Origin of the sequence: Gemmatimonas sp. (genome assembly GCF_044376735.1) — a bacterium.
Lineage (GTDB): Bacteria > Gemmatimonadota > Gemmatimonadetes > Gemmatimonadales > Gemmatimonadaceae > Gemmatimonas.
This window is the reverse complement of record NZ_JBILKJ010000268.1, coordinates 1-2,766: the sequence shown is the minus strand read 5'-3', so window position 1 is coordinate 2,766 and position 2,766 is coordinate 1. Positions and strand designations below refer to the sequence as shown.

General features: G+C 66.9%; 1 protein-coding gene. It reads right to left on the bottom strand.

What is annotated here, in order from left to right:
• Positions 1–2,620 (bottom strand): putative bifunctional diguanylate cyclase/phosphodiesterase (locus tag ACIRA7_RS16485; protein ID WP_396221920.1); only part of this gene is annotated, 2,620 nt, incomplete at its 3' end.
• Positions 2,621–2,766 lie beyond the last annotated feature (146 nt).

Genomic DNA, 2,766 nt, shown 5'->3' with positions numbered 1-2,766 from the left:
TCGCCAGAACCGGTCCGTCGCCTCCCTGAGCGATGACATCCACAAACGCCTTGTCGATCTTCAGAATGTCGATCGGATAGCGCTGCAGGTAACTCAGGGAAGAATAACCCGTGCCAAAATCGTCGATGGCCAGCGAGACCCCGAGAGCCTTCAGCGCGTTCAGCCGCGCCATCGCCTGCTCGGTGTTGTGCATCAGCATGCTCTCCGTGAGCTCGAGCACCAACTGCCCGGGCGCCAACCCGGAATCGGCCAGCGCCTGCCGCACCTCATCCACGATGCCCGGCTCCTGCAGCTGGCGCCCGGAGAGATTCACACTGATCCGTACCGGCAGTCCGCGCTCGTCGGTCCAGCGTTTCGCCTGTCGGCATGCTTCACGAAGCACCCAGCGCCCGATCGCCACGATCAGTCCGGTTTCCTCGGCAATCGGGATGAAGACGCCCGGCAGCACCCGGCCGCGATCGCGGCAGGTCCAGCGCACCAGCGCCTCGGCCCCGATGATGTCACCCGACGCCAGCTCCACGATCGGCTGGTACTGCAGGACGAACTCCTCAAGCTCGATGGCGCGGCGCAGGTCGGCCTCCACCACGAGCCGGTCGAGGGCCGCCTTGTGCATGGCCGGCTCGAAGAGGGCGTGCTGCGCCTTGCCACGCATCTTCGCGACGTACATCGCCACATCGGCATTCCGCACGAGTTCATCGGTGCCTTCTCCCCGCGTGCTGCGCGAGATGCCGACGCTCGCGTTCACGAAGACTTCCTTCGCCCCGAGCACGAACGGTCTGCTCAACGCGGCGCCGATGCGCTCGGCGATGGCCAGCACCTCGTCGACCGAAGCTGCGTCCTCCACGAGCACGGCGAATTCATCGCCACCAAGCCGTGCGATCAGATCGCTCTCGCGAACGCAGACCGTGAGCCGCCGCGCCGCTTCCACCAGCAGCCGGTCGCCGGCCGCATGCCCGAGCGAATCGTTGACCGTCTTGAAGTTGTCGAGGTCGAGAAAAAGCACGGTGACGATGTTCGACTGCCGAGGCGCGCGCGACAACGCCTGCCCCACCTGATACAGGAACAGCGAGCGGTTCGCGAGATCGGTGAGCGGGTCGTGAAACGCCTGATGCATGTACTGCTGCTTGATCATGCTCTGCTCGGTCACATCGCGGGTATTGAGCACCAGGCCGCGAATGACCGGCTCGCTGAGCAGGTTCGTTCCGACGTTGTCCACCGTCATCCACTCGCCGTCCGCGTGCCGGATACGCCACTCGCGCTTCATCACGCCGGACGCTCTGCCACCGGTGCTCGCCCGCGCGGAACGCGCCAGCTCCTCGAGGAACTGCAGCGAGGCCTCGACGTCTTCGGGGTGCAGGATCGCTTCGATGCTCGACGTGACGAGTTTGGCGGGATCATGACCGAACACCAACGACATCGAGGGACTCGCGTACCGGATGATCCCATCCGGATCGAGGACCATGATGACGTCGCTGCTGTGTTGCACGAGCGCCTGAAAGCGTGCCTCGTTGTTGCGCGCCGTCGATTCGGCGAGGCCGCGCACGGCGTCCTTCGTCGAAGCGAACTGACGGGCCAGCACGAGCGCGGTGAGCACCACGACGCCGAGCACCACGCCGAGCAACGGCCTCGCCCCACCGGTGTCGTGGTCGTACGAGACCGCCAGATCGAGCAGCAACGCGAATCCTGCCAGCACCGCGGCGAAGGGCAGGGAAATCGTGATGAGGTGTTCTTTCTCACGGCGCACGCGGAGCTGGCGATGCCGCACCTTGGCGAGACTCGCCCACGCCGCGGCCGCGATCACGACGAAATACACCGGCGCCGCCAAGTCGACGACGTCGGTGTCCGCGATCCCTTGGGTCAGCTGCACGATGGCGAGCACGTGCACAGCGAACTGCACGAGCAGGGCGATCCCCAGCAGCACGAGCACGCGGGCGCGATACTGCAACACCGTGCGACGCCACAGCACCGACATGACCACCAGCACGATCAGGTCGAGCGTTGCCTGGGCAAGCAGGATGGTGAACGGGTACGAGGCGATGCCGCTGCCCTCGATCGTCCAGCGGCCGTACCAGATCACGAGCAGTCCGGCCACGCTCACGGCGCCAATGTCGAGTGACAGCTTGACGCGATCCACCATGGTACGCGGCGCACTCGGCAGGTAGAGGAGCGCGAGCAGCATCACGATTTCGGCGCCCATCGACGCGGCCATCCCGGCGAGATCAGCCGTCGACGGCGACACCGGCCGCACCATCCGATCAAAAATGACGTGACCGAGCGGAAACACCGCCACGGCGCCAGCAACGGCCTTCCAGAACAGGCGGGTCCCGCGGTCGAAGGCGGGCTCTCCGCCGGCGCGCCACGCGAACAGCGTCGCGATGAGGGCACCCATGAGGGGGGCGACACGGCGGATCCAGCTGCCGGGATCGGCGCCAGGCGCGCCCAACGCCAGCCACGTGGTCACCAGCACGGTGTACACACAGAGGGCCGCCAGGATCGGGCGGCCCCGGAATGCGCCCAGCACCGGATCACCGATCGCCGGGACGCTCTCGAGCGAGCGTCGGCGATCGGTGATCGGATGACTTCCCGAGCGACGCGAATCCGCGTCGGCGGGTGAGGGCATGGCGAGCGGGTTCGGTGTGAATGCGTGTGTCCCGAACTGGGGACGCTCCACGCACCCGAATCGTCACGACCCCGGCGACGGTACCGGCGTGGGGGGAGGCAAGGGCCGGGAGGGCCGCGGCCCCGGCTTGCGCAACACGAGGCGCA